The 25456-nt window shown below is 65.4% G+C and carries 25 protein-coding genes; 23 read left to right on the plus strand and 2 right to left on the minus strand.

Annotated elements, in window-relative coordinates; all coding sequences use genetic code 11:
• Positions 1–156 precede the first annotated feature (156 nt).
• Positions 157–510: an Rv2175c family DNA-binding protein gene (locus tag ACFWIX_RS15505; RefSeq protein ID WP_377217027.1), complete on the plus strand. Its 354-nt coding sequence runs from the start codon at positions 157–159 to the stop codon at positions 508–510.
• A gap of 76 nt (positions 511–586) precedes the next feature.
• On the opposite strand, the gene ACFWIX_RS15510 is transcribed toward ACFWIX_RS15505, so the two are convergent.
• Positions 587–1681 carry a polyprenyl synthetase family protein gene (locus ACFWIX_RS15510; RefSeq protein WP_377217028.1) on the minus strand — a complete coding sequence of 365 codons (1095 nt, stop codon included), beginning with the start codon at positions 1679–1681 and terminating at the stop codon, positions 587–589.
• The gene (locus tag ACFWIX_RS15515) at positions 1678–2199 is read right to left on the minus strand and encodes a hypothetical protein (protein WP_377217029.1); all 522 of its coding nucleotides are present in this window, start codon (positions 2197–2199) and stop codon (positions 1678–1680) included. Before ACFWIX_RS15515 ends, ACFWIX_RS15510 begins: the two co-directional genes overlap by 4 nt.
• A gap of 140 nt (positions 2200–2339) precedes the next feature.
• Between ACFWIX_RS15515 and dinB the strand changes: the two genes are divergently transcribed.
• The 22 genes from dinB (at position 2340) to ACFWIX_RS15625 (ending at position 25421) form a co-directional block, all read left to right on the plus strand.
• A complete protein-coding gene (dinB, locus tag ACFWIX_RS15520; protein WP_377217064.1) occupies positions 2340–3518 on the plus strand; it encodes a DNA polymerase IV in 1179 nt (392 codons plus the stop codon).
• 267 nt (positions 3519–3785) lie between these two features.
• On the plus strand, positions 3786–4160 hold the full coding sequence (locus tag ACFWIX_RS15525) for a DUF3040 domain-containing protein (protein WP_377217030.1): 375 nt from the start codon (positions 3786–3788) through the stop codon (positions 4158–4160).
• 379 nt (positions 4161–4539) lie between these two features.
• Positions 4540–4968 carry a division/cell wall cluster transcriptional repressor MraZ gene (gene mraZ / locus ACFWIX_RS15530; RefSeq protein WP_009358613.1) on the plus strand — a complete coding sequence of 143 codons (429 nt, stop codon included), beginning with the start codon at positions 4540–4542 and terminating at the stop codon, positions 4966–4968.
• A gap of 163 nt (positions 4969–5131) precedes the next feature.
• Complete coding sequence (gene rsmH, locus ACFWIX_RS15535; protein WP_377217065.1) at positions 5132–6121, plus strand: 16S rRNA (cytosine(1402)-N(4))-methyltransferase RsmH; 990 nt, start codon at positions 5132–5134, stop codon at positions 6119–6121.
• Positions 6118–6771 carry a hypothetical protein gene (locus ACFWIX_RS15540; protein ID WP_377217031.1) on the plus strand — a complete coding sequence of 218 codons (654 nt, stop codon included), beginning with the start codon at positions 6118–6120 and terminating at the stop codon, positions 6769–6771. Before rsmH ends, ACFWIX_RS15540 begins: the two co-directional genes overlap by 4 nt.
• Positions 6772–6813: 42 nt before the next feature.
• Positions 6814–8616 carry a peptidoglycan D,D-transpeptidase FtsI family protein gene (locus ACFWIX_RS15545; protein ID WP_377217032.1) on the plus strand — a complete coding sequence of 601 codons (1803 nt, stop codon included), beginning with the start codon at positions 6814–6816 and terminating at the stop codon, positions 8614–8616.
• Positions 8617–8698: 82 nt separating this feature from the next.
• Positions 8699–10330: a UDP-N-acetylmuramoyl-L-alanyl-D-glutamate--2,6-diaminopimelate ligase gene (locus ACFWIX_RS15550; RefSeq protein ID WP_377217033.1), complete on the plus strand. Its 1632-nt coding sequence runs from the start codon at positions 8699–8701 to the stop codon at positions 10328–10330.
• Positions 10331–10336: 6 nt separating this feature from the next.
• Positions 10337–11800 (plus strand): UDP-N-acetylmuramoyl-tripeptide--D-alanyl-D-alanine ligase, encoded by a 1464-nt coding sequence (gene murF / locus ACFWIX_RS15555; RefSeq protein WP_377217034.1) that lies wholly within the window; start codon positions 10337–10339, stop codon positions 11798–11800.
• Positions 11797–12906 (plus strand): phospho-N-acetylmuramoyl-pentapeptide-transferase, encoded by a 1110-nt coding sequence (gene mraY / locus ACFWIX_RS15560; protein WP_377217035.1) that lies wholly within the window; start codon positions 11797–11799, stop codon positions 12904–12906. The genes murF and mraY overlap by 4 nt, the downstream gene beginning before the upstream one ends.
• Positions 12888–14408 carry a UDP-N-acetylmuramoyl-L-alanine--D-glutamate ligase gene (gene murD / locus ACFWIX_RS15565; protein ID WP_377217036.1) on the plus strand — a complete coding sequence of 507 codons (1521 nt, stop codon included), beginning with the start codon at positions 12888–12890 and terminating at the stop codon, positions 14406–14408. The genes mraY and murD overlap by 19 nt, the downstream gene beginning before the upstream one ends.
• 2 nt (positions 14409–14410) lie before the next feature.
• A complete protein-coding gene (gene ftsW / locus ACFWIX_RS15570; protein WP_377217037.1) occupies positions 14411–15697 on the plus strand; it encodes a putative lipid II flippase FtsW in 1287 nt (428 codons plus the stop codon).
• 6 nt (positions 15698–15703) lie between these two features.
• Positions 15704–16804 carry an undecaprenyldiphospho-muramoylpentapeptide beta-N-acetylglucosaminyltransferase gene (murG, locus tag ACFWIX_RS15575; protein WP_377217038.1) on the plus strand — a complete coding sequence of 367 codons (1101 nt, stop codon included), beginning with the start codon at positions 15704–15706 and terminating at the stop codon, positions 16802–16804.
• On the plus strand, positions 16801–18183 hold the full coding sequence (murC, locus tag ACFWIX_RS15580) for a UDP-N-acetylmuramate--L-alanine ligase (protein WP_377217039.1): 1383 nt from the start codon (positions 16801–16803) through the stop codon (positions 18181–18183). Before murG ends, murC begins: the two co-directional genes overlap by 4 nt.
• On the plus strand, positions 18173–19072 hold the full coding sequence (locus ACFWIX_RS15585) for a cell division protein FtsQ/DivIB (RefSeq protein WP_377217040.1): 900 nt from the start codon (positions 18173–18175) through the stop codon (positions 19070–19072). Before murC ends, ACFWIX_RS15585 begins: the two co-directional genes overlap by 11 nt.
• Positions 19073–19256: 184 nt before the next feature.
• Positions 19257–20495, plus strand: a complete 1239-nt coding sequence (ftsZ, locus tag ACFWIX_RS15590) for a cell division protein FtsZ (protein WP_377217041.1) — start codon at positions 19257–19259, stop codon at positions 20493–20495.
• 8 nt (positions 20496–20503) lie between these two features.
• A complete protein-coding gene (locus tag ACFWIX_RS15595; RefSeq protein WP_377217042.1) occupies positions 20504–21190 on the plus strand; it encodes a polyphenol oxidase family protein in 687 nt (228 codons plus the stop codon).
• Complete coding sequence (locus ACFWIX_RS15600) at positions 21183–21923, plus strand: YggS family pyridoxal phosphate-dependent enzyme (protein ID WP_377217043.1); 741 nt, start codon at positions 21183–21185, stop codon at positions 21921–21923. Before ACFWIX_RS15595 ends, ACFWIX_RS15600 begins: the two co-directional genes overlap by 8 nt.
• 90 nt (positions 21924–22013) lie before the next feature.
• Entirely contained in the window at positions 22014–22544 is a 531-nt protein-coding gene (locus ACFWIX_RS15605; protein ID WP_377217044.1) for a cell division protein SepF, read from the plus strand.
• Between the two features lie 121 nt (positions 22545–22665).
• Complete coding sequence (locus ACFWIX_RS15610) at positions 22666–22953, plus strand: YggT family protein (protein WP_377217045.1); 288 nt, start codon at positions 22666–22668, stop codon at positions 22951–22953.
• A gap of 177 nt (positions 22954–23130) precedes the next feature.
• Positions 23131–23814 (plus strand): DivIVA domain-containing protein, encoded by a 684-nt coding sequence (locus ACFWIX_RS15615; protein WP_377217046.1) that lies wholly within the window; start codon positions 23131–23133, stop codon positions 23812–23814.
• A 91-nt stretch (positions 23815–23905) separates the two neighbouring features.
• Positions 23906–24502: a signal peptidase II gene (gene lspA / locus ACFWIX_RS15620; protein WP_377217047.1), complete on the plus strand. Its 597-nt coding sequence runs from the start codon at positions 23906–23908 to the stop codon at positions 24500–24502.
• Positions 24495–25421 (plus strand): RluA family pseudouridine synthase, encoded by a 927-nt coding sequence (locus ACFWIX_RS15625; RefSeq protein ID WP_377217048.1) that lies wholly within the window; start codon positions 24495–24497, stop codon positions 25419–25421. The genes lspA and ACFWIX_RS15625 overlap by 8 nt, the downstream gene beginning before the upstream one ends.
• The last annotated feature ends 35 nt before the right edge of the window (positions 25422–25456 follow it).

A 25456-nucleotide genomic window follows, 5' to 3' on the forward strand; every position in this document is an offset into this window, starting at 1 on the left:
TGTGATCATTGTGAATCTCTCATGAATTTGCAAATAGCACAAGAATTCCCGCATTGACGGCAATAGGAATTGTGCGGAGTGTCCATCAAACGGCGGCACCGTCCTCCAGACACCGTCGACTAGGCGGCAGGCCGGGCGGCGTGGCAACCTTGGTCAGTGAGCAATGTTGAGAACCTTGTGGGCGAATGGCTGCCCCTGCCCGATATCGCCCGGCTGCTGGATGTTTCCATTACCCGGGTGCATAGCCTGATCGACGAAAGAGCGCTGGCCGCCGTCCGCGTGGGCGAACGCAAAATCCGGTGCGTCCCGGCGGAATTCATCCAGGACGGCCACGTGGTCGACAGCCTTAAAGGCACCATTATTGTCCTTGCCGATGCGGGCTATTCTGACGAGGACCTGATTGTTTGGTTGTTCACGGAGGATCCATCCCTGCGGGGACGGCCCATCGACGCCCTTCGTGAAGGGCGGAAGACTGAGATCCGCCGCAGGGCGCAGACTTTGGCCTGGTAAGGCCATAAATGCAGAGGAGCGGAAAGGCCGGAACCCGAAAGCGGCCTGGCCATTCCGCTCTTTGTGCCTGCCGCCGTCAGGCGGCCCGGCTGACTGCTGCCTCCGCGAGCCGGTGCAGGGCCGTCTTCGGAAGATCCTCCAGCGGCAACGCTTCCAAAGCGTCGAAGGCGCGTGCGCCGAATTCGGAGATGAGTACCTCCGTGGCCTGAAGCGCTCCTGAATCCTCGATGATCCGCCGAATTTCGACGATGTCCCCGGCCGATAGGTCCGGACTGCCCAGCCTGGCATCGATGAAGGCGGACTCCGCGGGTGACGCATGGTCCAGGGCAAGTGCCACGAGAACCGTGCGCTTTCCTTCACGGAGGTCATCGCCGGCCGGCTTGCCGGTGGTCATCGGATCGCCGAAAACGCCCAGGACGTCATCCCGCAGCTGGAACGCCTCGCCCAGCGGCAGCGCGAAGGCCGAATAACCCCGCAGCAGGTCGTCAGGCGCCCCTGCGAGTGCCCCGCCCAAGGCAAGTGGATGCTCAGTGGAATACTTGGCGCTCTTGAACCTGATGATGGAATGCGCCCGGTCCACGGCGCCGGCGCGGTCGCGTACCGGACCGGCCACTTCCTCAAGGATGTCCAGGTACTGCCCTGCCATCACTTCGGCACGCATCAGATTGAAAATGAGGCGGGCGGGGCCGCCGGCAGCAGCCCGCTCGCCGATGTCGGTAAACGCTTCCTCGCTGAAGGACAGGCAGAGGTCTCCGGCCAGGATGGCGGCGGCATGGCCGAAACGTTCGCTGTCGAGTGCCCACCCCTGCGCCTCATGGAGTTGCGTGAACCGGCGGTGGACACTGGGCCCGCCGCGGCGCGTGTCAGACCGGTCGATGATGTCATCGTGGATGAGCGCTGCAGCCTGGAACAGCTCCAGCGCGGCTCCGGCGGTGATCACTTCCGGGGCGCCGGATTCCCCGCCTGCACCGCGCCAGCCCCAGTAGCACATGAGGGCCCGGAGGCGTTTCCCGCCGGTTACGAGGTTGGCAATGGACCCCATGATCGGTTCGATGTCGGGCGAGATGGACGCCATGACGGCCTGCCTCTGGGCGAGGAACCCGTTCAGCTCCCCGGCGACGGCCGCGACGAAGCCGGCCTGTTCATTCCTTAACTGCTCCGCCGCCGTCACTTGGCAGACTTCGCTGCCACGTTGGCGCCTATGGTGAATGTGGCCACGCCACCGGACGTGACGACGGAGACATTGACTGTTTCGCTGTCCCCCCGTACGAAGTCCTTGGACGCAACGCTTCCGACGGCGTCTCCGGGAACAGCCTTGAACCCCTGTCCGGTGAGGGACTTGGTGTAGAAGGCCAGGACCGCGGCCGGTGTGGCGTTGGTAGTGGCGACCAGGGCGGCCGTCGCCGGCGAGGTGGTCTTGTCGAAGCTGCTGGAAACCACCGTGGCGCCCGGCATCAGGGGCAACAGCTTTTGCGGAAACCCCGGCACAAGACCGCCCACGGTGGCGGTCGTCCCCGGTGAAGCAGACGGGCTAGGGCCGGCCGGGGCCGCGGAAGCGGTGGCGGCTGCCGGCGACGTGGATTCCGGCGAGGCGGAAGGGGCAGGGTTGCTGCATGCCGCCAGGGCGACGACAGCCGCCGCTGCGAGGGCCGCCAGGCCAGCCTGCCTGGGATTTCCAAAGACCGTCACAGGGACATTCCTCCTGGGGTTGATGCCGGATTCAGCCTCCAGTTTAGTCAGTAGCTGCCGATAGGATTGCAGCCGTGGGGCCAGAAGGAATAAACCAGCCGGTGCCGGCACGGCCATCCCGCCGCCGGCCCAAGTGCATCATGCACGTGGACATGGACGCCTTTTTCGTCTCCGTGGAGCTCCGCACCCGCCCCGAGCTCCGGGGTAGGCCGGTCATTGTCGGCTTTCCTGCGGACCGCTCGGTCGTGCTTTCTGCGTCGTATGAGGCCAGGGCATTCGGGGTCAAATCGGCCATGCCCATGGCCGTCGCCTACAGGCTCTGCCCGCAGGCGGTGGTTATCGAACCGCGCCACTCCCTCTATTACGACGTCTCCCGGCAGCTCATGAAGATTTTCGAATCAGTAACCGAATTGGTCGAACCGCTGAGCGTGGACGAGGCCTTCCTTGATGTCAGCGGAGCTCTTCGCCGGCTGGGGCCGCCGCAGGCGATAGGGGAGTTGATCCGGCGGCGCGTGGCTTCGGAACTGGATATCACGGCATCCGTGGGGATCGCAGAAAGTAAATTCGTGGCCAAGATCGCTTCCACCCGCTGCAAGCCGGACGGCCTGCTGATGATCACGCCGGACGAAACGGTGCCCTATCTCCACAGCCTCCCCGTCGGGGCGCTATGGGGTGTCGGGGCCAGGACAGGCGAAGTGCTCGCCCGGATGGGTATCCGCACGGTGGCTGATGTTGCTGCTACTCCGGTGTCCACCCTTAGGAAAATCCTGGGCGCTGCCGGCGAGCATGTACATAACCTGTCCTGGGGCATCGATCCCCGGGCAGTGACTCCCGTCCGGACGGAGAAAAGCATTGGAGCGGAGGAAACCTTTTCGGTGGACACTGCCGATGACGCCCTCCTGCATCGCGAATTGCTCCGGTTGTCGCACCGGACCGCCGGCCGCCTTCGTGCGGCGGGGATGGTGGCCCGGACGATTGCCCTGAAGCTGCGGTTCGCAGACTTTTCCACCATCACCCGCAGCAGGACCGTCCAGACCCCCGTCGACAGCGCGCAGTTGATCTATGCTGTGGCCGTGCAGCTCCTTGGCTCAGTGGGGGAGCGGAGCCAGACCGTGCGGTTGGTGGGAGTCCGGGCGGAACAGCTCGAGGAGTCGGCCACCACGTCGCTGCAGCTGAGTTTCGACCGACGCGACGAAAACTGGCGGGCGGCGGAGAAGGCGCTTGACCAGGTGACACGGAAATTCGGCAGCAAATCGGTACTTCCTGCACGGCTGATGGAGCCGGGCCGCGGCGGCGACGGCAGCCCGGCAGGTGGCTGAATTCCGGGTCGCCGGCGGCTATTGCCAAAGCCATTGGCGTCTTTCAGAACGGCCCGCGACAAACTATCCTTAGAGGTACATAGTTTATGAGCGAATGGACTTACTGCCGGACCCTCTTGGACATGCTCCCGCTCCCGCGGCTGCGTGCCTGGTTTCCGTTTTTGCCAGAACCGGCACTGCGGGAACCTCTTAGGTATCACAGCCGTTAATGGTGCAGAAGTCGTGGCTGGGACCAGCCCGGACGTTGGCCTACCAAAGGAGGTCGTGATGCCGCTGTCGGAGCACGAACAGAAGCTGTTGGAGCAGCTGGAAAAGCAGCTTCACGAGGACGACCCGAAGTTTGCGAATTCGATGGGTTCCGACCCAGGGCGCTCGTGGTCCACCAGGCATGTAGTGATTGGCGTCCTGTGCGCCCTGGCCGGCGTGTTCCTGCTCCTGGTTGGGGTGACGTTCCAAAACATATTCGTAGGCGTCCTGGGCTTTATCGTCATGGGCGGCGGCGTGTATTTTGCCACAATGCGAAGCAGTGCGGCCGCGGCCAAGTCCGGAAAATCCCGAAAAGGAAAGCCCGGTAAACAGCGTGGATCGTTTATGAGCAATCTTGAAGAGCGGTGGGACGAACGCCGCCGCGGAGAACCCTAAACCTGTTCTTCCTCCACTCCGCTCCCCGAAGCAGCTTCGGGGAGCAGGGCAACACTGAAAGACCCGCTTCGGCGGGTCTTTTTTTTTGCGCCCGGTGCGGCTGCTCCTCGGGGCCCGGGTTTGCCCCTGGGCCTACAAGGTGTGGCTTCGCTATTCCGGGCTGCCGGTGTACCCAGCCGCCCGGCCTTCGGGCTTTTCCCTCCACTTTCCACCACCGGCGAAAAACCGCGCAATTCTGCGCCCGACTTTGGTGAAAATCACCATCCCGAAGGCGCGTTTGCGTTGACTGTGGTGGAAAGTGGAGTAATGTGGAGGACATAAGAGGGTGGTTGCAACACAGGGGATGTGCAGTTCCTGACAGCAGACGGGCGGTGGGCCAGTGTTTCTGGGGACCCACTCGCCGCGTCTGGATGAAAAGGGGCGGATCATCCTCCCCGCGAAGTTCCGGGAGGAACTTGCCAGCGGGCTGGTGCTCACGAGGGGCCAGGAACGTTGCATCTACGTCTTCAGCGAGAAGGAATTTGCGCGGGTCCACGAGCAAATGCGGGAGGCACCAATCTCCTCCAAACAGGCACGTGACTACATCCGCGTCTTTCTCTCTGGAGCCTCGGACGAGGTACCTGACAAGCAGGGGCGCGTGACCATACCACCGGCGCTCCGGGAGTATGCAGGTCTCGGCAGGGAGCTGGCCGTCATTGGCGCAGGTTCCCGGGCGGAGATCTGGGACGCCCAGGCTTGGAACGAGTATCTGGCGGAGAAGGAAACAGCCTTCTCCGAGACGGACGATCCCATCCCCGGCATTCTCTGAATGGCGGACGGGACAGCGGCAGTTTCTTGGATGAGATCTCCAGCCGGCCCACCGGCCGGCCAACCTGGCTCACTTCCCCGGAGCCAGGCGGGCCCGGTAGGCGCGGATGGGGATCTGGTCCAAGAACAGGACAGGCACCAGCAACGGCGGAAAGGACCACGGCATGGAGGAGCGCAAGCCCACGTCTGAACGCCATGTGCCGGTCCTCCGTGACCGGTGCATCAATTTGTTGGCGCCCGGATTTGAGGCGGCGAGGCGCCGGGGCGAAACTCCGATTGCCATCGACGCCACCTTGGGTATGGGTGGCCATTCGGAGGCCATGCTGCAGCGGTTCCCGGACCTGCACCTGATCGGTATCGACCGGGACGAAGAAGCGTTGGCCCTGGCCGGGGAACGGCTTGCTCCATTCGCCGCCCGTACCGACCTGGTTCACGCCGTCTACGAAGAAATCCCCGATGTCCTCGAAGACCTGGGAGTCTCCGAGGTGCACGGCATCCTGATGGACCTGGGTGTTTCTTCCCTCCAGCTGGACGAAAGGGCACGCGGCTTCGCCTACTCCTTCGACGCTCCGCTGGACATGCGGATGGACACCAGCCGCGGCCAGACCGCAGCAGACGTTGTCAACGGCTATACCGAAGAAGAGCTGGTCCGGATCATCCGGAAATGGGGCGAGGAGAAGTTCGCCGGCCGCATCGCCAACCGGATCGTCACTGCCCGGGCCACCAAGCCATTCACCACCACAGGTGAACTGGTGGAGCAAATCCGTGCAGTGGTCCCGGCCGGTGCCGCCAAGTCCGGTGGCCATCCGGCCAAACGGACTTTCCAGGCCCTTCGCATCGAAGTCAACGAGGAGCTCGACGTGCTGGAGCGTGCCGTTCCGGCGGCCGTGGACGCCATTGGGCTGGGTGGGCGGATCGTCGTCATGTCATACCACTCCCTCGAAGACAAGATCGTGAAGGGCGTTTTCCAGGCCCGCTCCAAGTCATCCGCGCCGCTCGGGTTCCCCGTGGAGCTTGAAGAACACAAGCCGGAATTGAAGACCCTCACTAAAGGCACCGAGGTGCCAACCGCCGTCGAAATTGCCGAAAACCCCCGCGCTGCGTCAGCCAGGCTGCGCGCTGTGGAACGAATCAGAGCCAGGAGAGCCGAATGAGCACAGCAGCCGCCAAGACGTTTCCGGTCGTCCCGGGCACCTCGGCCACTGACGTCAACGTTCCCGCCGGCGCGCCGGGAGCGGCAAGGAAGGCGCGCACCCCGCTGTCTGTGGTCCGCACTGCCCCCAGGAAGCGCCGCGCTCCCTTCGTTGTCCTGTGTTTCGCCATGCTGGCTGTGGCTCTGGTGACCGTGCTGGTCCTGAACATCTCGGTGTCAACGGCCCAGTACGAACTCGTCACCCTTAAAGCGCGGCAGAGTACCCTTACCAAGCAAAACCAGGACCTGACGCAGCAGGTGCAGAATTTCGAAGCGCCGCAGAACCTGGCCGCCAAGGCCACGGAACTTGGCATGGTTGCCTCAACCGTTAAAGGCCAGATTGACCTGTCCAACCTCTCCGTGACAGGCAAGGCGGTCCCGGCTGTCGAAGGCGGGGCAGTTGGCTCGGTTATTCCCGCACCGGCCGTCCCCGGCCAGCTGATCGTGGTGCCGCCGGCAACCAAGGGCGAACCCCTGGCAGGACGGAAAGCCGCGAAAGCCACTACCGCAGCGCCGGCCAGGAAAAAGGTTGCCGCCGCGCCGAAAAAGCCGGCGGTGGAGCTCCACGGTGGATCTGTTCCCGTTCCGGAGCAGAGGACCCCGGAGCAGTAGTACGGACTGAAGCAGGACAACCGAGCAGCAAGGAATATCACGGTGGCGCAGAAGACCGACAAGCCGCGGAACGCGAAAGAACCTGACGCCACCAAACGGCTCCGCTTGGGCCTCGGCATCATGCTCACCCTGCTGCTGGTGGTGGGCGGCAAGCTCTTCCTCGTCCAGGGCCTCGACGTCGGCGGCATGGCTGAGGCGGCGCTCAACAAACGCATGATGCAGACGGCCCTGCCGGCTGAGCGGGGCAGTATCCTGGACAGCCGCGGAACGGTGCTGGCCAACAGCGTGATCCGGTACAACGTGGTGGTGGACCAGCGCGTCAATACCAAGACGGACACCTTCAAGCGGCTTGAGACCGTGGACGGGCAGGACCAACTGGTGGACGTCAGCCGCGACCAGGGACATGCCGATCTGGCGAACGTGTTAGGCATGGACCGGGAAACCATCCGGGATGCGCTCACCGGGGAGCAGCCCTATTACGTGGTGGCCAAGAACGTCAAGCCCGATGTCGAAGACCGGATCGCCAAGCTGCAGATACCCGGCATCGTCACGCAGGGCGTGAGCAAACGCGTCTACCCCAACGGCTCCATCGCCGGGGGCATTATTGGCTTCCTGGAGGACGGCAACACCGGCCAGGCCGGGATCGAGCAGACGCAGGACGGGCTGCTACGGGGCAGGGACGGCGAACGGCGCTTCGAAATCGGGGCGGATGGACTCCGCATTCCGGTAGGCGTGGATGAGCTGACGCCGCCGGAAGACGGCAAGGACGTGAAGCTCACCATCAATTCCGACCTCCAGTATTTCGCCCAGCAGGCCATCCAGAGCCAGTCGGAGAAACTGGGTGCTGAGTGGGGGGTGATTATCGTCATGGACGTTAAGACCGGAAACCTGGTCGCCATGGCGGACACCAATGCGCCGGATCCGAACAACCCCGGACTCGTGGCACCGCAGGACCGGGGGGTGCGGGCCGTAACGGCGGCCTACGAACCGGGATCTGTTGAAAAGGTCATGACCGCAGCGGCACTCATTGAGGAGGGCAAGGCCTCACCGCTGTCCGAGTTCACCCTCCCGCCGTCGTACACGCTTAACGGGCAGACGTTCAACGATTCGTTTACCCACGGCACGGAGAAGCGGACGCTGGCCGGAATCCTGGGGTACTCGATGAACACGGGCACCGTCATGGCCGGCCAACGGCTGAATAAGAAGCAGCGGTATGACTGGCTGAAGAAGTTCGGCATCGGCGACGCGCCCGATATCGGCCTGCCTGCCACGGCAAGCGGGATCCTCACCCCGTACCAACAGTGGGATGGTCGGCAGGAATACACCGTGCTTTTCGGACAGGGCGTTTCCCAGTCCACGCTCCAGACGGTGCGCGCCTTCCAGTCCATCGCCAACGACGGCGTCATGCTCCAGCCCCGCCTGATCGACAGCTATATAGCGCCGGACGGCACCGAAGAGAAGGCCCCAGAGGCCGAAGCCCGCCGGATCGTGTCAGAGAAGACCGCCGAGCAGGTCCAGGACATTCTTGAGAGCGCCGTAACGGAGGGGCAGATCAAGGATGCTGCCATTGACGGTTACCGGGTGGGCGCCAAGACGGGCACCTCGGAATCGCCCTGCGACAACGGAACCGCGGGCTTCTGCGGATACACAGCATCCATCGTGGGCATGGCACCGATGGACGATCCGCGGTTTATTGTTGAGGTTGTACTCCAGCGGCCCAAGGGCAGCATTTACGGAATTACGCAGGGGCCGGTCTTCCGGTCGGTCATGAGCCAGGCGTTGCGTACCTACAACGTCCAGCCGTCCACCGGCCAGCCGGCAAGGCTGCCCCAGTTCGCGAAGTAAACCTGGCCGCAGCAGGCCACGCCAGCCCCGCTGGCACTGCCCGGTTCGCCGGGCACGATTCACTAGCACCATCGGAGACCCCTTGTCTGAGATCGATTTGCCCGACAACACTGCAGCCGCGGACGCCGGCACGGTCCGGTTCCGCCCGTCGGTGGTTGAACCGTTCCGGCTTGAGGCCATTGCGGAATCCCTGGGAATCCCTGTTCCCGGCGCGTCGGCCGACATTCTGGTCAGCGGCATCTCGCTGAACTCCCGCACCGTGGAGCCCGGTGATCTCTACGCTGCTCTTCCGGGGGCCTCCCGCCACGGGGCGGACTTCGTGGCGGACGCCGTCGAGTCCGGCGCCGTTGCGGTGCTGACCGATGAAGTTGGAGCCCGCATGCTGGCTTTGTCTTCGGACATCCCCGTCCCGGTGCTGATTACGGGCAACCCGCGCAACGCGGTGGGAGCGCTGGCAGCGATGATCTACCGGAGCCAGCCTGCGCCGGGAAGCGGGCTGCGGCTGTTCGGAGTGACTGGAACCAACGGCAAGACTACGACTACCTACTTCCTGACCTCGCTCCTGCGTGCGCTGGGAAACCGTACGGGCCTGATCGGCACCATTGAAATCCTCGCCGGTGGCGATCCCGTTCCGAGCCTCCTTACCACGCCGGAATCGCCGGACGTCCACGGGCTCCTGGCGCTCATGGGGGAGCGGGGCCTGAATGCAGCAGCGATGGAGGTTTCGTCCCACGCGATCGAGTTCCAGCGGGTGGACGGCGTGGTGTTTGACGTGGCGGGCTTTACCAACCTCACCCAGGACCACCTGGACCTCCACGGCACCATGGAGGATTACTTCGCCACCAAAGCGCAGCTCTTCACGCAGGCGCGCGCACGCCGCGCGGTGGTGACGGTCGACGACGAATGGGGCCTGCGGCTTGCCGGTTCTGCGACGGTGCCGGTCACCACGCTGGCAACGGCCCCTGGGCCCGCGGCGGACTGGACCGTGACGGCAACCGCCCTGGACGGTATGGGAACCCGGTTCACCCTCGCCGGGCCCAAAGGCGCGATGCTCTCTGTGCGCACGGGCCTGCCGGGAGCCTTTAATGTGGCCAACGCCGCTCTGGCTGCCGTAATGGTCATTGCTTCGGGCGTGGACCCGGCATCCCTCCAGGAAGCCCTGGACCGGGCGGACCCCTTTGCCGTGGCCGTGCCGGGCCGGATGGAGCTGATCTGTCGGGAACCCGCTGCAGTGGTTGATTTTGCCCACAACACGGACGCGCTGGCCCGCGCCCTGGAAGCTGTCCGGCCGGCAGCGGAAAGCGCACGCACCATCCTTGTTTTCGGGGCCACCGGACAGCGGGACCAGGGCAAGCGTCCCGCCATGGGAGCCACGGCCGTCCGCCTCGCTGATACCGTGATCGTCACTGACGACGACCCGCACGACGAGGACGCCGCCGCCATCAGGGCCGATGTCCTGGGCGGGGCGAGGGAAGCTATGGAAGCGGAAACCCTTGCGGTGGAGCTACTGGAAGTCTTTCCGCGCGATGAGGCGATCCGCAGGGCCGCAGCATTGGCCCGGCCCCAGGACACCATCCTCGTGGCCGGCCGAGGACATGAGGTGTGGCAGGAGGTCAAGGGCGTGAACATCGCCCTTGACGACAGGGTGGAACTGCGCAGTGCCTTGACAGCCCGGGGATTCAACGTTCTCCCGGACGAGCGGATAGAGTCCTAGACCGACATGATTGCATTTACCGCGGCGGAGATCGCCGACATCACTAGTGGGCGCCTGGACGCCGATCCTGGAGTGACGCCCCTGTCGGTGGTCACGGATTCGCGCGAGGCCACGCCCGGTTCGCTCTACGTGGCCAAGCCCGGCGAGAACGCCGACGGGCACGACTTCCTTCCCGCGGCGTTCGAGGCGGGTGCCGTCCTGGCCATCGTGGAGCGCCCCGTGAGCCGAGCCGACGGCACACCGTACCCGGCCGTCGTCGTCCCTGATGCGGTGCTGGCCATGGGAGCGCTGGCTGCCGAGGCAGTACGCCGGATCCGCGCCGTTCGCGCCGCTGCGGGACTGGAACTGACTGTCATCGGCATTACTGGCTCCGCCGGTAAGACCACCACCAAGGACCTCCTGGCCGGACTCCTTGGCGCCCAGGGGCCGACCGTTGCCCCGCAGGGGTCCTACAACGGCGAGATCGGCGTACCACTCACGGTGTTTCGGGCCGACGCGGAGACGCGCTATCTCGTCATTGAGATGGGTGCCACCGGCATCGGGCATATCCGGTACCTGGCGAAGATGGTGGAACCGGACGTCGGCATTGTGCTCGCTGTGGGGACAGCCCACGCCGGAGAGTTCGGCGGCGTGGACAATATTGCCGTTGCCAAGGGCGAGATGGTTGAAGCCCTTGCCGAAACCGGCACCGCGATCATCAACCTCGACGATGCACGGGTCGCCGCCATGAGGGGACGGACCGTTGCATCCGTGGTCGGATTCTCCGCCGAAGGACGGGATGACGCCGCGGTCCAGGCGCTGAATGTCGACACCAATGCTGAAGGCTGCCCCGAATTCGACCTCGTCCTGCCGGACGGCAGTCCGTCCCGTCATGTCAGCAGCCGCCTCATCGGTGGCCACAACATCGGCAACCTGCTTGCGGCCGCGGCCGCGGCATGGTCCGTGGGAATCCCCGGTGACGCCATTGCCTCTTCCCTGGCCAACCAGGGTGCCGCCAGCCGCTGGCGGATGGAACGGACGGAGCGTGCAGACGGCGTCACCATCATCAACGACGCTTATAACGCCAACCCAGAATCCATGCGGGCTGCCCTGCGCACGCTTGCTGACATGGGCCGCGGCCGCCGGACCTGGGCTGTCCTGGGAGCCATGCTGGAACTCGGGGACGACTCGATCCGGGAGCACACAGCCGTTGGTACGCAGGTGGTCCGCCTCAACATTTCACGGCTGGTGGTCGTGGGACGGGAAGCCCGGTCGCTCTATGTGTCAGCCGTGCAGGAAGGCTCGTGGGGTGACGAATGTGTCTTTGTGGAAACGGCGGACGAGGCGTTTGACCTGCTCGACGCCGAACTTCTGCCCGGAGACCTCGTCCTTTTCAAGTCCTCCAACAGCGTCGGGCTGAGGCACCTGGGCGATCGGATAGCATTGCCACAAACCCCGCATAGCGCCGAAGAAGGGAGCACTCTGCCGTGATTGCACTGTTGATCGGTGCCGGCCTGGCCCTCTTGTTCGCACTGGTGGGCACGCCCCTCTTCATCCGGCTCCTGGTGCGCCGGGGCTACGGCCAGTTCATCCGTGACGACGGACCAACCTCGCACCACACCAAGCGCGGCACACCCACCATGGGCGGCACGGTGGTGGTAGGGGCGGTCCTGCTGAGCTATGGGCTGACCCACCTCATCATGATGATGGTGAACCCCAATTCGCCGGGGCCGTCCGCGTCCGCGCTGATCCTGCTCTTCCTGATGGTGGGTATGGGCCTGGTGGGCTTCCTCGACGACTTCATCAAGATTTCACGGCAGCGAAGCCTGGGGCTCAATGCCAAGGCCAAATTGATCCTGCAGGCCGCCGTTGGCATCGCCTTCGCCGTGCTGGCCCTGAACTTCCCGGACCACCGGGGCATCACCCCGGCCTCCACCAGGATCTCCCTTGTGCGCGACTTGCCGTGGCTCGATCTCGCCTTTGGCGGCACTGTGCTCGGCGCTATTCTGTTCGTCCTGTGGTCCAACCTGATCGTCACCGCCGCCACCAACGGCGTCAACCTCACCGACGGACTGGACGGCCTTGCGGCCGGAGCAGCAGTCATGGTGTTCGGCGCCTATACGCTCATGGGCATCTGGCAAAGCAACCAGGCCTGCGGCTCCCCGCGGGAGGCGGGCAGCGGCTGCTACTCAGTCCGCGACCCCCTCGACCTGGCGCTTCTCGCGGCCATCCTGAGCGCTGCGCTGGTGGGCTTCCTGTGGTGGAACACTTCACCTGCGAAGATCTTCATGGGGGACACCGGCTCCCTGGCCATTGGTGGTGCCATTGCCGGTTTTGCCATCCTGTCCCGCACGGAACTCCTGCTCGGCATCATCGGCGGCCTGTTCGTCCTGATCACGCTGTCGGTGATCATCCAGGTGGGTTACTTCAAACTGTCCGGGGGCAAGCGCGTGTTCAAGATGGCGCCGCTGCAGCACCACTTCGAGCTCAAGGGCTGGGCAGAGGTGACTGTGGTGGTCCGGTTCTGGATCCTGTGCGGACTCTTTGTCGCCGTGGGCCTCGGAATTTTCTACGCTGAATGGGTTGTGCTGCTGTGACCGTTACATCGCCCCGCTTGGAAAACCTTGTCAGCTGGGACTCCGACTGGTCGGGACTGCGCGTCGTGGTCACTGGCATCGGACTGTCCGGTTTCGCCGCCGCGGACACTCTCATTGAACTGGGCGCTAGAGTGGTGGTGGTGGACGCTGCCGAAACCGAAACGGCGCGCGCACACGCGGACACACTGCGGATCGTCGGTGCAGCTGACGTCCTCCTGGGCCAGCAGGCGGTGACGGCCGTCCCCCTCATTGACGGTGAAATTCCCGAACTCATCGTCACATCCCCCGGATGGCGTCCTGACCAGGCCCTCCTGGCGGCCGCAGCACGAGCACACATTCCTGTGTGGGGCGACGTGGAACTCGCCTGGCGCGTCCGCGAACGGGCCGGCCGCAAGACGGCCGACTGGCTGGCCATCACGGGCACCAACGGCAAGACCACCACGGTCGGCCTGACCGAATCGATCCTCCGCGCCGCCGGTCTCAAGGCCATTGCCGTAGGAAACGTGGGAACGCCCATCCTGGACGCGCTCCGTGATCCCGTGGAGTACGACGTCCTGGCCGTGGAGCTGTCCAGCTTCCAGCTGCACTGGTCCTCATCCCTCTCACCCGTCGCCAGTGTGTGCCTGAATGTCGCCGAGGACCATGTGGACTGGCACGGCTCTTATGACTCCTACGTTGCAGACAAAGCCAAGGTCTACGAACGCACCCAAAAGGCGTGCATCTACAACGCCGAACAGATCGAAACCGAACGCATGGTGGAAAACGCCGACGTGGTGGAAGGCTGCCGGGCTGTTGGCTTTACCACGCTGACGCCGGCCGTCAGCATGCTCGGCGTGGTGGAAGGGCTCCTGGTGGACCGGGCCTTCATAGAAGAACGGCGGGACAGCGCGGCCGAACTCGCCGCGATGTCAGACCTCGGCCCCATCGCTCCGCGGCACATGGTGGCCAACGCCCTCGCCGCGGCCGGCCTGGCCAGGGCCTACGGTGTTGAAGCCGCGGCGGTAAAGCAGGGCATCAAGGACTACCTGCCGGGCGACCACCGCATCCAGCCCGTGGCCCGCTGGAAAGGAGTGCTGTGGATCAATGACTCCAAGGCGACGAACCCGCACGCCGCCGCGGCATCGCTGGCAGCCTTCACCAACGTGGTCTGGATCGCCGGCGGCCTCTCCAAGGGCGTTTCCTACGACGACCTGGTCAGCGGCCACGCACACCGGCTGAAGGCCGTGGTAGTGATCGGCAAGGACACTTCGGAGCTTGCCGGAGCCCTGGCGCGACACGCTCCCGACGTCCCGGTCATCAGGCCGGAACAGGACCAGACTGGAGATGTCATGGCGCAGGCGGTGGCGGCTGCGGCCGGCGTGGCCGTTTCGGGCGACACCGTGCTCATGGCACCCGCAGCCGCATCCATGGATCAGTTCACGTCCTACGCACACCGCGGCGACGCTTTCATCGAGGCCGTCCGCGGGCTGGTGGAAGGGCAGGACGAGACCGCCGAGGAGTAGAGATGGCCAACACGGCAACGCGCCGACCGCCTGTCAGTGCGGGCGGCACCCGACTCCGCTCCGCCTACCGGAAATTCTGGTCCGCCCTTGAAGGAACAGGCACATCACGGAACGGATCCACCTACTACCTCATCCTCGGGTCCACCTTGGCGCTGACTGCCATCGGGATCATGATGGTCCTCTCGGCCTCGAGCGTGGAGTCGATCGCCGCTGGCAAGTCTCCGTACGGTGACGCCATGAAGCAGGGCATCTTCGCCGCCCTGGGGATCTTCCTCATGTTCGTGCTTTCCCGCGTGAATGTGGTGTGGCTCAAACGGCTTGCCTGGCTGGGAATCGGCGTGGCGCTGGTGCTCCTGGTGCTCGTCCAGCTGGTGGGCGACGATGTCAACGGCAACCGGAACTGGATCAACCTCGGCGGCTTCACGTTCCAGCCGTCCGAGGCCTCCAAGCTTGCCCTGGCACTGTGGATGGCTACCGTCCTGGCCCGGAAGGGCAGGCTGTTGCGGCAGTGGCAGCACATCGCAGTGCCAGTGGTGCCGATGGCGGCCATCATCATCGGCCTGGTGCTCTGGGGAAACGACCTGGGCACCGCAATGATCATCATGATGCTCGCAGCCGCCGCACTGTTCTTTGCCGGTGTTCCGCTCTATTTTTTTGGCATTGCCGGGCTGGTTGCCGCGGCGGGAACCGCGGCCATGGCCATGGCCAGCCCCAACCGGATGTGCCGCATCACCTCATGGTGGAGCGGCGAAAGCTGCGCAGGCGGCATGGACGTGAACTACCAGGCAACCAACGGCCTCTACGGGCTGGCCTCCGGTGGCTGGTTCGGCGTGGGACTGGGGCAAAGCCGGCTTAAATACAACTGGATCCCGGAAGCCCACAACGACTTCATATTCGCCATCATCGGCGAGGAACTCGGCCTGGTGGGTTCCGTCGTCGTACTCATTCTCTTTGCCATCCTGGGAGCTGCGATCTACCGCGTGGTCGTGGCGCAGGAGGATATGTTCCATCGGGTGCTGGCCGGAACCATCATGGTGTGGCTGCTCGGCCAGGCAACGGTGAACATGTCCGTGGTCACCGGCCTGATGCCCGTCATCGGCGTCCCCCTGCCGTTCATTTCCTACGGGGGGTCCGCGCTGCTGATGTCACTATGCGCCATCGGCGTGGTGCTCTCCCTGGCCAGGGAACAAATGGCGCCGGCCATCCGGCCCCAACGGATCCTGAAATTCAAGGCCGCGCCCGCGGGGGCCGCCGGCCGCAAGAAGAAAACTGCCAGAAAGCGTGCCTGACCCAAAATGATCTCCCAGAATCCGTCCATTGTCCTCGCTGGAGGCGGCACCGCCGGGCATATCAGCCCGCTGCTGGCCATTGCCGCCGCGGTCCGCGAAGCCGCCCCGGAAGCATCCATCCTGGCAGTCGGCACGTCCGCCGGGATGGAAACCCGGCTGGTCCCTGCCGCCGGTGTGGAGCTGGCCACCATTGACAGGGTGCCGTTACCCCGCAAGCCATCCTTGGACCTGCTTCGCCTTCCGGGACGCCTGGCCGGAGCTGTCAAGCAGGCCGGCGCGATTCTCGACGGCGCGGCAGCGGACGTCCTGGTGGGCGTGGGCGGCTACGTCTGCACTCCCATGTACCTTGCTGCCCGCAAGCGCCGGATCCCCATTGTTGTCCATGAGGCCAACGCGCGGCCGGGACTGGCCAACAGGGTCGGCGCAATGTTTACCGACCGCGTCGCCGTCGCGTTCGCGGGAACGCCGCTCCGGCACGCCCGGCACGTGGGCATGCCCATGCGCCCGGGGATATCGCAGCTGGACCGGGCCGCGGCACGTGCAGGGGCACGCCGGTCACTGGGGCTGGAGGAAAACCGGCCCACGCTGATCGTGACCGGCGGGTCCTCGGGGGCTCTGAGCATCAACCGGACCGTCGCGGCCTCCGTGCAGCTGCTTGCAGGCGCAGGCATCCAGACACTGCACATCACCGGCCGCGGCAAGGCAGTCACCGACGCATCAGGAGAGCCCCTGGCTGCCGAAGGCTACCGCCAGGTGGAGTACGTCGATGGCATGGAAACCGTTTATGCCGCCGCGGACGTCCTGCTGGCGCGCGCCGGTGCGGCGACCGTGTCCGAGGCTGCCGCCGTCGGCGTCCCCGCCGTCCTGGTGCCACTGCCCATTGGCAACGGCGAGCAGGCGCTGAACGCCGCCGGCCTCGTGGCGGCCGGCGGTGCGCTGCTGGTGGCGGACCGCGACTTCACCGCAGGGTGGGTGGCGGACCAGCTGATCCCGCTGGTCACCGACGAAACACGCCTGGCCGCCATGGCGGCAAACTCATACCGGCTTGGCATCCGGAACGCCGACCAGCAGATGGCTGGTCTTGTCCTGGAAGCGGTAGGCGCATGAACCACTACGAAACCCCCGCAGGCCTCAGCAGCCTCGGCAAGGTCCACTTCATCGGCATCGGCGGCGTGGGTATGTCCGCCGTGGCACGGATCATGGTGGCGCGCGGTGTCCCGGTCAGCGGCTCCGACGCCAAGGACCTTCCGGTGATGGCCGAACTGGCGGCCGCCGGCGCGCGGATCGCCGTCGGATACGGGCCCGGCAACCTCGGGGACGCCCAGACAGTCGTGGCCGGCTCCGCCATCCGTCCGGACAACCCCGAACTTGCGGCAGCCCGCACCGCAGGGCTGCCGATCCTGCACCGCTCCGAGGCGCTGGCCGCGACGATGGGGGAGGACACCGTGGTTACGGTGGCCGGCACGCACGGCAAGTCCACCACCACCGCCATGGTGGCCGTCCTGCTGAAGGGCGCGGGGCTGGATCCGTCCTTCGCAATTGGCGCCAACGTCCCGGCGCTCGGCGTTAATGCCGCCCACGGCAGTTCTCCCGTCTTTGTGGCCGAGGCGGACGAATCGGACGGCTCGTTCCTCAACTACCGGCCGCGGATAGCGGTGGTCACCAACGTGGAGCCGGACCACCTCGACCACTACGGCACTGCCGAGGCCGTCTATGAATCCTTCGACCGGTTCACCGCGCTGCTGCCCGCGGACGGCGTGCTCGTTGCGTGCGCTGACGACCCCGGTGCACTGGCCCTCGCTGAACGCACCCGTGGGCGGGGCAACACCCGGGTGGTCCTGTACGGGACGGGGGAGGGGAATGACTTGCGGCTGCACGACGGCGGCCCCGGCGACGTCGCCGTCTCCACACCGGAGGGGAGCTTCAGCCTTGCCCTCCAGGTGCCCGGGCGGCACAACGCGCTGAACGCCGCGGCGGCGTTCGCCGTCGCGCTTGAACTCGGTGTGGAGCCTGCCGCAGCCGCCGCCGCCCTGGGACATTTTTCCGGTGCCTCCCGCCGGTTCGAGTTCAAGGGCGCGGCACGCGGCGTGCGGGTCTTTGACGACTACGCCCACCACCCCACGGAAGTCCGCGCGGCCCTGTCTGCCGCCCGCACCGTGGCCGCCGGACACAAGGTCCACGTCCTGTTCCAGCCCCACCTGTTCTCGCGGACGCGGGAATTTGCCCACGACTTCGCCGACGCCCTTAACCTCGCGGACACGGCACTGGTGCTGGACATCTACCCGGCGCGGGAGGACCCGATTCCCGGGGTTACCAGCAAACTCATCGCTGACCACCTGCACCACGGCGGGCGCCTTGTGGCGGGGGACGACGCCGTGGCCGAAATGGTGGCGGCTGCCGGAGACGGCGACGTCGTCCTTACCGCCGGAGCCGGCGACGTTACCTCCTTTGGACCGCGGATAGTCGAGGCCCTGCATGGCAGGTAACCGGCGCCCCACCTATACACCCGCGGGAAGCCGTCCAGGCACGGGCGACGACGTCATTTCCGCCTCGCGCGAGGCCCCGGAACCGGAGGCTCCCGCGCCTGCGGCGCCGCGCCGGCTGCCCGCGTTCCGCAGGAAGGGGCACACGGAGTTGGCCGCCTCCGAGGCACCGAACGTGGTGGCGTTCCCCGAGCCCAGGTCCAGGCGGATCCGGCGGAACGTGCTGGTGGCCATGGGATCGGTGGTGGCTGCTGTGGCTGCGCTGCTCGCTGCCGCTGTCTATTCGCCATGGCTGGCCATGAACAGCGTTTCAGTCAGCGGAACCCGGCTCCTGACGCCGGCCCAGGTCGAGGCGGCGCTTGAACCGCTCAAAGGGAAGCCGCTTCCGCAGATCTCGGATGAGGATGTAGCCACCCTGCTCGGGCCGCTGGTCCAGGTGAGGTCTGTGTCCGTACAGGCCAGGCCGCCGTCGGGCCTGGCCGTGATGGTGCGCGAACGCGTACCCGTGGCACTGGTAAAGCAGGGAAAGCAGTACCAGTTAGTGGACGTTGAAGGGGTGCGCCTGGCCGTCACTGCCGATCCCGCAACGGTCAAACTTCCCGTGATCGACGGCGGTGCCGGAACCATCGGCAAGGACCTCTTCCGCGCCACGGCAGCAGTGCTGGGCGCCCTGCCCGCCGACGTGCTTGCCAGGCTGTCCAACGCCTCGGCCCAGTCCGTGGATGCAGTGCAGCTCAAGCTGGTGGACGGCCAGACCATCATCTGGGGTAACGCCTCGGACAGGGAACTCAAAGCAAAGGTGCTGGCCGCACTGCTGAAGGCGCCGGCGGATCCCAAGAACCCGGTCCGGGTATATGACGTCAGCGTCCCGCGCCATCCGGTAACCCGGTGAGCGGCATTCTTTCGCGGTATTAATCCGACACGCGGACCCGGTTATTGAATGTGGGTACCAGAGGAAATACCGTCACAGACATGAGTTACTTGACATAACTCTAACCTTCAACTCGAAGGTTAAGGTTATAAGCTTCAAGCTCTCCATCAGTTTTCGCAATAAACACGAACAAGGGACACGTAACGTGGCAGCTCCGCAGAATTACTTGGCCGTCATCAAAGTCGTCGGCATCGGCGGCGGTGGCGTGAACGCAGTCAACCGCATGATCGAGGTTGGTCTCCGAGGCGTTGAATTCATCGCCATCAATACCGATGCCCAGGCCCTGCTGATGAGCGATGCTGACGTTAAGCTCGATGTCGGGCGTGAACTGACCCGTGGCCTTGGTGCAGGCGCCAACCCCGAGGTTGGCAAGCAAGCCGCCGAGGACCACGCAGACGAAATCGAAGAGGTCCTCCGCGGCGCCGACATGGTCTTCGTGACTGCAGGTGAAGGCGGCGGCACCGGCACAGGCGGGGCCCCTGTGGTGGCACGCATCGCCCGGTCCCTTGGGGCGCTCACCATCGGCGTCGTCACCCGGCCCTTCACGTTCGAAGGCCGCCGCCGTGCCGGATCGGCTGAGGCCGGCATCGACGCGCTGCGCGACGAAGTCGACACCCTGATCGTCATCCCGAACGACCGGCTGCTGTCCATCAGCGACCGCAACGTCTCGGTCCTGGACGCCTTCCGCTCCGCGGACCAGGTCCTTCTCTCCGGCGTGCAGGGCATCACGGATCTCATCACCACCCCCGGCCTGATCAACCTCGACTTCGCGGACGTGAAGTCCGTCATGCAGGGTGCGGGGTCGGCCCTCATGGGTATCGGTTCGGCCAGGGGCGAAGACCGTGCCGTCAAGGCCGCGGAACTTGCCATCGCCTCCCCGCTGCTGGAAGCCTCGATTGACGGCGCCCATGGCGTCCTGCTCTCCATCCAGGGCGGGTCCGACCTCGGACTGTTCGAAATCAACGAAGCCGCGCGCCTGGTGCAGGAAGTGGCCCATCCCGAGGCGAACATCATTTTCGGTGCTGTGATCGATGACGCGCTGGGCGACGAAGCGCGCGTTACGGTCATCGCTGCGGGGTTCGACGACGTCAAGGCCACCTCGCCGTCGATGGACCAGTCCCAGCCGGCCGCCGCAGCCCCGGCGGCCCCTTCCGCCGCGCCGGCGTCCGCACCCGCCCAGCCGCCTGCCGGTGGGAGCCAGCAGGTCAATGCCCGGCCCGTGCCCGCCACTGTTGGTGCAGCCGGGCTGAGCAACTGGGGGCAGCAGCACCCGGCTTCGATCCCCGCTGACTCAGGTTTCGACGTAGACCTTCCCTCCGTTGTGGAGCCGGACCTGACCGGTAACCACCCGGATGACCTGGATGTCCCCGACTTCCTGAAGTAGGCCCCGGTTTGTTCCACTGGCAAGCCGGGATCCTTCCGGGGGTCTCGGCCGCTTTCACGGATACGGCTGCGGGCAACCTCGCCCTGCATGTGGGGGACGACCCGTCCCGCGTCCTGCAGCGGCGCCGGCAGTTGGAAGCCGAAATGGGCATCGCCGCCGGTTCGCTCAAGTTCATGAACCAGGTCCACGGCGCCACTGTTGCAGTTGCGGACGGGACACCGGTGCCCGAAGCCGATGCCATGGTGTCCCTCGGGACGCCGCTGGCCGTCATGGTGGCGGACTGCATTCCACTGCTGCTGGCCGGCGTATCCGCCTCGGGACCGGTGCTGTCCGCAGTCCATGCGGGACGCCCCGGCCTGGAGGCCGGCATCGTGCCCGCAGCGGTGAGCCGGATGCGGGCCATGGGCGCTGCCGACATCCGGGCGTGGTTGGGGCCGTCCATCTGCGGCCGTTGCTACGAGGTTCCGGAGGGCCTGCAGGAACAGGTGGCTGCCGCTGTGCCCGCCGCGAAGACCACAACCTCATGGGGAACTCCTGGCCTCGACCTCCCCGCTGGAGCCCGAAGCCAACTTGAGGATGCCGGAGTAGGCGTGGAATATTCCGGCCCGTGCACCCTTGAGGCGGAGTCGCTCTACTCGTACCGCCGGAACAACAGCACCGGCAGGTTCGCCGGCGTTATCTGGTGCCATGACTGAGCGCCTTCCGGAGGCGGCCGACCCGAGGGCCACGGAGCTGGCCGGGCGGCTCGCCGTGGTCCGCCGCCGGATAGCAGCCGCCGCGGCGGCGGCCGGGCGCCGGGATTCCCTGCCGTCGCTCATCGTGGTCACCAAATTCCACCCCGCTGCGGACATCCGGCGCCTCGCCGCGCTGGGGGTCACCGACGTCGGTGAGAACCGGGACCAGGAGGCCGCCGCCAAAGCTGCCGAGCTGTCGGACTGTGCCTTGAAGTGGCACTTCGTCGGTCAACTCCAGACCAAAAAATCCAGATCCGTGGTCAAGTACGCCACCGCCGTGCATTCCGTGGACCGTCCGCAGCTCGTGGATGCCCTTGACCGGGCCATGGCTGTGGAAATGGAGGCCAGCAGGCGGCTTCCCCTCGAATGCTTCATCCAGGTCAGTCTGGAGGACGACGCCGGAGCGCACCGGGGCGGGGCAGCGCCCGGTGATGTTCCGGGGCTGGCTGAGCGCATCGCGGGGGCCTCCGGCCTTCGCTTGGCCGGCGTGATGGCCGTAGCTCCGTTGGGCGCACCGCCCGGTCCGGCCTTCGAGAAGCTGTCCCGCATCTCCGCTGACCTGGCGGCTTCCCATCCGGAGGCGAGGGGGATTTCCGCGGGAATGAGCCAGGATCTGGAGGCCGCTGTCCAGTTTGGAGCGACACACCTCAGAATCGGTTCCGATATTCTCGGAACGCGTCCGGCGGTGCGGTAGCGTCGGACCTATTGGAAGTGATGGGCGGGGGACACCAGTGCTGTCAAGTCATTGGGCGGCCCGCGACAGGGACACGATAAGGAGTCGACCATGACCGGCACTCTGCGCAAGACAATGATCTATCTTGGGCTCGCCGATGGCGATGAGCACTACGAGTCCGAGCACCAGACTGTACGTAAGGATGAGGACGAAACGATGGAAGCTGACCGCGAGGAGCGCCGTGCACCCGCACCCGTCCGTGAGGCCAGCCGCGAATCGTCCCACGCCCCCGAAGAGGAATACCGCGCCCCTGTGACTCCAATTAAGCGTGCGGCGTCGAGCCGTGAGGAACCCTCCGGACTCCGCCAGATCACCACCATCCACCCGCGTTCGTACAATGACGCCAAACTCATTGGCGAAAGCTTCCGCGACGGCATTCCAGTGATCATGAACGTCACGGACATGGGCGAAGCCGACGCCAAGCGCCTGGTGGACTTCTCTGCTGGCCTGGTCTTTGGCCTGCGCGGCAGCATCGAGCGGGTCACCAACAAAGTCTTCCTTCTTTCGCCGTCCTACATAGAGGTCATCGGTGACGACAAGAAGGCCAGCGAGACGCAGGCCAGCTTCTTCAACCAGAGCTGACCCGGGCTCTGTTCACAGATGCCAGGCAGGAGCACCTGCCTGGCATCTGTGCTGAAATGGATACGATCCCCCGGCACGGTGCCGCGGCGGCAACAATGGACTTGGAGATATGAGTTAAGTCATGGGAATTGTTTTCGGACTTGTCTATCTCGCCCTGCTGCTGTTTTTTGTGGCCCTTATCATCCGCCTGGTGTTCGACTGGGTGCAGATGTTTGCCCGGGAGTGGCGCCCCCGGGGTGCCGCGCTGGTGGCGGCGCACGCCGTCTATTCGGTCACCGATCCGCCCCTGAGGGTGCTGCGCCGGGCGATTCCGCCGCTGCGGCTCGGAGGGATATCGCTGGACCTAGGGTTCCTTGTCCTCTTCATCGCGGTGAGCATTGCGATGGGAATCACAAGGAATCTCACATAATTTCCCCTGATCAATCAACCCAATGCGGACCGAACCCGCATTGAGCGGTTACTGTAAAGCGAGGAAACCTCGCGTTTGACACCCCGGTGTTGGATTAGAGTAACCAGACATAATTTAGGTACCGTAGTTTTGACGGCCGGAAGGCCTACTGACTAACTAGACCAGTGAGGTGACCAGATGGCTCTGACGCCAGAAGACGTTGTCAACAAGCGCTTTCAGCCGACCAAGTTCCGCGAGGGCTACGACCAGGACGAGGTCGATGACTTCCTGGACGAGATCGTTGTTGAACTCCGCCGCCTGAACCAGGAAAACGATGAGCTCCGCAAGAAGCTCGCCGAAGCCGGTTCCAGCGTCCCCGCCAGCTCCGCAGCCGCTCCCGTTGTGGAAAAGGTCCCCGCTCCCGCCAAGGCTGAAAAGGATGAAGCCCGCGAGAAGGCTGAAGCCGAAGCCAAGGCCGCTGAAGCAGCCAAGAAGAAGGAAGCTGCAGCTCCCGTCCCCGCACCGGCCGCAGCAGCCCAGGCTCCTGCCTCCACGCCGTCCGCCGAGTCCGCGGCCGGCCTGCTGGCCATGGCCCAGCAGATGCACGACCGCCACGTCGCCGAAGGCCAGGCCCAGAAGGAAAAGATCATTGCCGAGGCGCAGATCGAAGCCAGCAGCCTCGTCAACGACGCGCAGGAGAAGTCCCGCAAGATCCTCGGCGCCCTCGAGCAGCAGCGCTCGGTCCTGGAGCGCAAGGTCGAGCAGCTCCGCGGCTTCGAACGCGACTACCGTTCGCGCCTGAAGGCCTACATCGAAGGCCAGCTGCGCGACCTGGACGCCCGCGGTTCCGTGGCAACGCCGGAAGTCAGCGAAGCCAACTAACGCGTCAACCACGTATTCTGAAAGCCGGTGGCTGAGGACTCCTCGGCCGCCGGCTTTCTGCTTGCCACCTGTTTTTACGAATGAAAGCGCCATGACAGACGAACTTGCCGCTGGTGCGGCACCGCCCCAGCCGCCCGCGCGCAGGTACTCCCGGGGGCTGCTCCTTGGCCTCTTTGCCGGATGCGCCGTTTTCGCCTACGCGCTGGACCAGCTGACCAAGATTTGGGTGACTTCCACCATGGTGGAAGGCGAACGGATCCCTGTCCTTCCGCCCTTGCTGCACTGGTACTTCATCCGTAACTCCGGCGCTGCTTTTTCCATCGGTGAAAACGTCACCTGGGTGTTCTCCATCATCATGGCCGCGGTGGCAATCGCCATCCTTTTCCAAGTGCGCAAACTCGGCTCGGCCTGGTGGGCCCTGGCGCTGGGACTGCTCTTGGGCGGGGCCCTGGGTAACCTCACGGACCGGTTATTCCGTGAACCATCGTTCGGCATGGGGCATGTGGTGGACTTCATCCAGCTCCCCAATTTCGCCATCTTCAACATCGCTGATTCCGCGGTGGTCTCTGCCGTGGCGATCATCTGCATCCTTACACTGCGCGGAATAGCCCTGGACGGAACGCGGCTCGTCGCCGCAGACCGGGGCGAGGACGCAGAACAAGGCAGGAACGGGAACGGCGATGACTGACAGCCTGGTGGTCTCCGACGATTTCGCCGGCTCCCGGGCAGACGCCGGATTGGCGGGGCTGCTGGGGATCTCCCGCTCCGCCGCGGCCGCGCTCATCGCCGGCGGCCACGTCCTGAATGCCGGCAGGCCCCTCGGCAAATCGGCCAAGCTCGTGGCGGGGGATGTGCTGCAGGTGACTGTGCCGGAGCAGCGGGACCCGCTGGAAGTCGTGGAGGAAGAAGTGGAAGGCCTGAACATCCTGCTGGACGACGACGATTTCGTCGTTGTCGATAAGCCTGTGGGCGTCGCCGCCCATCCGTCGCCCGGCTGGGTGGGTCCCACCGTCGTGGGTGGCCTCGCCGGGGCGGGATACCGGATCTCGACCTCCGGATCGCCCGAGCGGGCAGGGATCGTCCACCGGCTCGACGTCGGCACCTCGGGTGTCATGGTCGTGGCTAAATCCGAACGTGCGTATACCGCCCTGAAGCGGGCCTTCAAGGAACGCACCGTGGATAAGGTCTACCACGCCGTGGTTCAGGGCCTGCCCGATCCGCTGACGGGGACCATCGACGCCCCGATCGGGCGTCACCCCGGGCATGACTGGCGGTTCGCCGTCATCGAGGACGGCCGGCCATCGGTGACCCACTACGAGGTGCTGGAGGCGTTTGGAAAGGCGAGCCTGGTGGAAGTACACCTGGAGACCGGCCGGACCCACCAGATCCGCGTGCATTTCTCGGCCCTGCGGCACCCCTGCGCGGGAGACCTCACCTACGGCGCCGACCCGCGTCTGGCGGCGACCCTTGGCCTGACCCGGCAATGGCTGCACGCCCGGGAACTTGGTTTCGAACACCCCGTGACCGGAGAGCGGATCCGGGTCACCAGCGAGTATCCGCAGGACCTCGCGTACGCCCTGGAAGTCCTGGAGTCCGGCAGGGCCTGAGCGGGTGCTGCCGAGGCCAGCGCATAGAATGGTGC

Source organism: Pseudarthrobacter sp. NPDC058362 (assembly GCF_042723515.1).
In the GTDB taxonomy this organism is placed as follows: domain Bacteria; phylum Actinomycetota; class Actinomycetes; order Actinomycetales; family Micrococcaceae; genus Arthrobacter.